This window comes from Vibrio sp. 10N.222.46.A1 (assembly GCF_041473595.1).
GTDB classification, from domain to species: domain Bacteria; phylum Pseudomonadota; class Gammaproteobacteria; order Enterobacterales; family Vibrionaceae; genus Vibrio; species Vibrio tasmaniensis_A.
The window spans coordinates 1-562 of sequence record NZ_JBFRSN010000292.1 but is presented as its reverse complement, the minus strand read 5'-3'; the positions used below and the strand labels follow the sequence as shown (position 1 = coordinate 562).

General features: G+C 47.0%; 1 protein-coding gene. It reads left to right on the top strand.

Translation table 11 applies throughout. From position 1 onward, the window contains the following. Positions 1-520, top strand: a 520-nt coding sequence (locus AB4496_RS09770; RefSeq protein WP_372130883.1) for a phosphatase PAP2 family protein, incomplete at its 5' end; no start/stop codon positions are given. Between the last annotated feature and the right edge of the window lie 42 nt (positions 521-562).

Sequence of the window (562 nt, the reverse complement as noted above, 5' to 3'; positions counted from 1 at the left end):
AGCTAAGCTCGTCAGCCTTTGTCTGCAGCTCGGCTTGTTGTTGGTTCTCAGCTTTGCAGCAAAAACTTTCTTAAAGCATTCTACAGAAAGCCCGCGTCCTTATTCTGAGTATTTGGTGACGCAAGAAGTCGTTGAAATGCCAGAGCTGTTTTACGAACTGCCATTGCTAGAAAAGAACGCAGCGATTGCATCTGTGCAAGACAAGGTGAGTGAGTGGCGAACACGTCATTGGCTAGGTGAGACTGACTATTCTTTCCCATCTGGGCACATGATTTTCGTTGGCGTGTGTCTGGCGTTCTTTGGCGGCTTGTTCCTAGAAGCGAAACGTTTTTACTTAGTCGGCGGTTTGCTAGTTTGGGCTGGTGGCGTTGCTTATAGTCGTGTTTGGCTTGGTATGCACCGCCCTGAAGACTTAGCTGCGTCTATCGCCTTTGCCGGTTTGATTTACCTATTGGTGCCACTGATTCCGACGCAAAGAATAGAACTTTTGTTACCGATGTTTCTAAGAGATCGCAAATGAGTAATAAACTTGCCTAGAAGAGCTCTGGTGGGGCTTTTGAAA